The sequence below is a fragment of the Nocardioides sp. genome, from assembly GCF_047607365.1.
Taxonomy (GTDB): domain Bacteria; phylum Actinomycetota; class Actinomycetes; order Propionibacteriales; family Nocardioidaceae; genus Nocardioides.
In genome coordinates this window covers 1-4,366 of record NZ_JASGDD010000196.1, presented here as the reverse complement: position 1 = coordinate 4,366, position 4,366 = coordinate 1, and the positions used below count along the sequence as shown (strand labels likewise).

At 71.8% G+C, this 4,366-nt stretch carries 5 protein-coding genes; all 5 read right to left on the bottom strand.

The annotated features are described in order from the left end of the window. A partial coding sequence (locus QM572_RS15235; RefSeq protein ID WP_415094588.1) for a hypothetical protein occupies positions 1-192 on the bottom strand: 192 nt, incomplete at its 3' end. Positions 193-220: 28 nt separating this feature from the next. Beyond that, the gene (gene pstB, locus QM572_RS15230; RefSeq protein WP_415094586.1) at positions 221-1,105 is read right to left on the bottom strand and encodes a phosphate ABC transporter ATP-binding protein PstB; all 885 of its coding nucleotides are present in this window, start codon (positions 1,103-1,105) and stop codon (positions 221-223) included. Positions 1,106-1,200: 95 nt separating this feature from the next. After that, complete coding sequence (locus tag QM572_RS15225) at positions 1,201-2,121, bottom strand: sortase (protein ID WP_415094584.1); 921 nt, start codon at positions 2,119-2,121, stop codon at positions 1,201-1,203. A gap of 56 nt (positions 2,122-2,177) precedes the next feature. Beyond that, complete coding sequence (locus tag QM572_RS15220; RefSeq protein WP_415094582.1) at positions 2,178-4,010, bottom strand: hypothetical protein; 1,833 nt, start codon at positions 4,008-4,010, stop codon at positions 2,178-2,180. A 132-nt stretch (positions 4,011-4,142) separates the two neighbouring features. Then, positions 4,143-4,366: hypothetical protein (locus tag QM572_RS15215; protein WP_415094581.1), on the bottom strand; the 224-nt coding region annotated here is incomplete at its 5' end.

Below are 4,366 nucleotides of genomic sequence, written 5' to 3'. Positions count from 1 at the left end.
GTCGGCCGAGGCCGTCGCGGTCGCGTCGGCGGACGGCTCGCCCGCCGGCTGCCGGGGAGCGGCGGTCAGCGTCGGCGCGGTCTCGGGCAGCTCGATCCGTCCGTGCGGCCGCACGGCGAGTACGACGGCACACCCGGCGATCACCACCAGCGCGAGCCCCGCGGCCATCGTCAGGGCGACGCGCAGACTCACCCCGGCACGGTAGCCGGACCGCTGCCGATCAGCCGAAACGACCGTGCACGTAGTCGCCGGTGCGCGGGTCCTGCGGGTTCTCGAAGACGTCCTTGGTCGGGCCGTGCTCGACGATGGCGCCGGGCGTGCTGTGGGTGGCGAGGAAGAAGGCGGTCTTGTCCGAGACGCGGGCGGCCTGCTGCATGTTGTGCGTGACGATCACGATCGTCACCTCCTGGGCCAGCTCGCGCATCGACTCCTCGATGACGCGGGTGGAGGTCGGGTCGAGCGCGGAGCAGGGCTCGTCCATCAGCAGGACGCGCGGCTTGATGGCCATCGAGCGGGCGATGCACAGCCGCTGCTGCTGGCCGCCCGAGAGGCCGCCGCCGGGGGCGTCGAGGCGGTCCTTGACCTCGTTCCAGAGACCGCCGAGGCGCAGGGACCGCTCGACGATCTCCTCCTTCTCGTCCTTGCTCGCCTTCCTGCCGGTGAGCTTGAGCCCGGCGAGGACGTTGTCGGCGATCGACATGGCGGGGAACGGGTTGGGTCGCTGGAACACCATGCCGATGTCGCGGCGCGCGGCGGTGATCCTGACGGAGGTGTCGTAGATGTCCTCGCCGTCGAGGAGGACCTGGCCGGCGAGCGAGGCGGTGGGGACCATCTCGTGCATCCGGTTGAGGGTGCGCAGGAAGGTCGACTTGCCGCACCCGGAGGGCCCGATGAGGGCGGTGATCTCGCCGGCCGGCATGGTCAGCGTGACGCGGTCGAGCACCTTCCGCTCGCCGAACCAGCACGAGACGCTCTCGGCCCGCAGCTCGGCGAGGCCACGGCCCGAGGGGACCGGCGCCGGCCTGACGTCGGCGTCCGGGGTGGCGGCGATCACCATCGTGTCGTGGGGGTCGGTGACGTCGACCGGAGGGTTCGGGGTGGACATGTCTCTCCTCGGTTGAGCCGGCGAGCCGGCACGGGGCTGGGGCGCGGTGATCGATGAGGCGCCGTCGCAGCAGGCATCCGCATCGATCACCGCGCCTAGTACAGGTTGGGCAGGACGACGACGACCTGCTGGGAGATCTCGACCCCGAGGACGAGCACGACGGGCACGGCGACGATCCAGGTGTGCCACCGGCCCCAGCGCCGCAGCGCCCAGACCAGCAGGCCTCCGACGAGCAGCGCGAGCTCGAGCAGGCCGAAGAGCGGCAGCCAACCGCTCGGATCGGAGGCGAGTGGGTCCTCGGCCGCCGTGAGCGAGCCGGGCCGGAGCACGGCCTGCGGGGTCGGCTGCGCGTGGCCGACGAGGTCGGCGTCGACCCGGAGGACGGACCCGGAGGAGAAGATCGATCCCGAGGACGTCACCAGCGTGAGCCGGCCGGCCTTGGCGTCGGTGAGGGCGGTCGCCCGGTCGCCGGCACGGCGGATGCGGACGACCTCGTACGTCGCCTTCCCCTGCCCCGTGGTGGTGACGATCTCGTCCCCGACCTGGAGTCGCTCGATGTCGCGGAAGGGGCCGCCGTACGCGGCCTGGCGGCCGTAGACGACGCTCACGCCCTGCTGGCCGGGGAGCGGGGTGTCGCGCCGGTGGCCGGGGCCCTCGAGCAGCGCCCGCGAGGAGGTGCCCTCGACGATCGTCTGGGAGAGGCCGAGCGCGGGGATCGAGATCAGCGCGACCGGCGTCCCCTGCGCGAGGACCTTGCCGTGCGCGTCGACTTGGCCGACCGGGGCGGTGCCGCCGGCGAGGTCGGCCCGGAACTGGCCGAAGAGCAGCCGCTGGCTGCGGCTCTCGGCCAGCGTGGAGATCAGGGTCAGGTGCGCGAGCAGGCCCACGGCCAGCAGCGCGAAGAGGATCATGGCCCACCCGGAGGCGCGCAGCAGGGTGCGCTCGGCGGGCACCGGGACGGCGCGCCGGAGGTCGGCGGGCGCGGCGGTCTCGACGCTCGACATACGGCGGAACACCGCCCCGGCCTTGGCCGAGGCGGTGTTCCGAACCGCTGTTGCGAGCTGCGACAAGGTCACTTCACCTTGACGGCGGCACTGGACTTGGTGACGCCCTTGTAGGTCGCCTTGACGGAGACCTTCTTCTTCTTGAGCTTCTTGGTCAGCTTCAGCGTGGCCTTCGTGGCGCCCTTGATCTTCTTGCCCTTGGCGTACCACTGGTAGGTCACACCGGAGAGACCGGCCGGGCTGACCACGGCGGTGAGCTTCTTGCCCACCTTGGCCTTGCCGGTGATCTTGACCGACGACAGGCTCGGCGCCACGGCGCTGACCGTGACAGAGCCGGTGGCCTGCGAGGCGGCCACGCCCCCAAGGGCGGGCGTGAAGGCGACGTTGTAGGACAGCGAGCCCGCGGTGGGCGTCGGGACCGAGAGCGTCCCCGAGGTGGAGCCCGAGGCGATCGTCACGGTGCCGCTGACGCCACCGGTGAGGACGGCGGTGCCGCCGCCGTCGCCGTTCGACTGGACACCGACGGTGATGGTGGTGCTGCCACCGGCGGTCGCGGCCGTGGCGGACGTGGTCACCGTGGAGGTCGACGCGGTGTCGAAGGTCCGGCTGGTGTCACCGCAGGCGTTGGTGCCCGAGGTCGCGGTGAGCGGCAGGAAGCCGTACGCCGAGATGGTGCTGGTCGCCTGGCAGACCGACGACGAGGTGCCGACGAAGGTCTTGTAGAGCAGGTTGTACTTCGCGTTCGACGAGGTGCCGCCGCCCTTCACCGCCGCGGTGGCGATGATGTTGTAGACGTTGCGGGTCAGCGCGAACGCCGCCTCCGATCCGCCCTGCTTCGCGTTGGTCACGTAGCCGCTGTTCGGCGCCAGCGTCGACGTGGAGACGCTCGCGTCGCCGGTGTAGGGAAGCACGGCACCGCCCGAGACGCTCGAGTAGAACGGCACGAGCGCGTAGTCGGTGCCCGCGACCTTGCCGGTGTCGGGGTCGGCGATCGTGCCGTTGTGGTAGCCGATGAACTTCGCGCCGGAGAACGGCGCGATCGCGGCGACCGTGCTCGGAGCCGTCGTCAGCACCGTCGCCTCGTGCTCCTGCACGGGTTTGGCGTCGTACGTCACCGCGCCGATGTAGGGGGCCGTGCCGCTCGGCGTGCCGGCCGAGGTCCACAGGCCGTCGCCCTTGGTCGAGCTGTTGGCGGTCAGGTTGATGCCCGAGCCCTGGGTGGCCAGCTGCGCCAGGAAGAACTGCCGGCTGCCCGAGCCCGGCTTCGGCACGAAGGCGTTGATCGGCACGAAGTTGGTGCCGGAGGCCGTCTCGAGGGAGCCGTCCGTGGTGTCGACGTAGGTGTCGACGCCCGCGTAGATGTTGTAGAGGTCGGTGATCGTGAGGCCCTTGCCCGAGTTCGTCTTGAGGAACGGGCTGCCCGCCGGGACGGCGAAGCTCATCGTGTCGGACGCGAACGGGATGTCGGTGGTGACGCCGCTCGTGCCCGACGCGGCGGTGCCCTGGGTGCCCGACGCGCGGGCGAAGTCGACGTCGCCGGCCTTGGCGAGCCCGGCGGTGGTCACGCCGATCGCGTCCTTGAGCGCGTTGTAGCCGGCGCCCGAGCCGTTGGGCCGGGTCGCGACGAGGCCGCTGCGGTAGGTGATCGACGTGCCGCCGGTCGCCGTGTAGGAGAAGATCGTGTTCGCCGACGAGGCGTTGATGGTCTGCGCGAGGCCGTAGAGGACGTCCTGCGTGGTGTCCGACCCGACGCCGACGAGCGCGGTGGCCGGCGGCGTGGTGGTCGGGTCCTCCTCGGTCGCGGTCGGACCGGCAGCGAAGGCGGTGGCGCAGAGACCGAGGGTGAGCGCGGCAGCGGCGCTGGTGCTCACTCCGGCCTTCAGGAAGGTGGTGACCTTCATGGGGCTGTTCCTTTCCAAGGTGATGTTTCGTTGCCACCGCCCGGACCGGTCGCACGCGATCGGGACGGTATGAGTGGCGTCGGGACGGTCGGGGTGTGGCGGGTGAACGGAGACCGAACAGCGCCCCATGAATCAGGGTCGGAGCCGAGCTCCGACGAGGGACGGGCCGGCGACGAGACACGGCAGGGAGAACAGCAGGGCCGCGAGGATGGCCCAGCGGGCGGCCGCGCTGACGTACGCCGCCGGCGTGACCCCGCCGTCGACCACCTCGGCCTCGGCGGCCGGTGTCGAGGGAGCCGCGACCGGGGCCGCCGGAGCCTCCGGTGCCGCGACGGGAGCCGCCGGCGTCGTGGCGG

Bases quoted from the DNA above. Each gene is read 5' to 3' on its own strand.
- pstB (WP_415094586.1), bottom strand. From the start codon at position 1,105: ATGTCCACCCCGAACCCTCCGGTCGACGTCACCGACCCCCACGACACG.
- QM572_RS15220 (WP_415094582.1), bottom strand. From the start codon at position 4,010: ATGAAGGTCACCACCTTCCTGAAGGCCGGAGTGAGCACCAGCGCCGCT.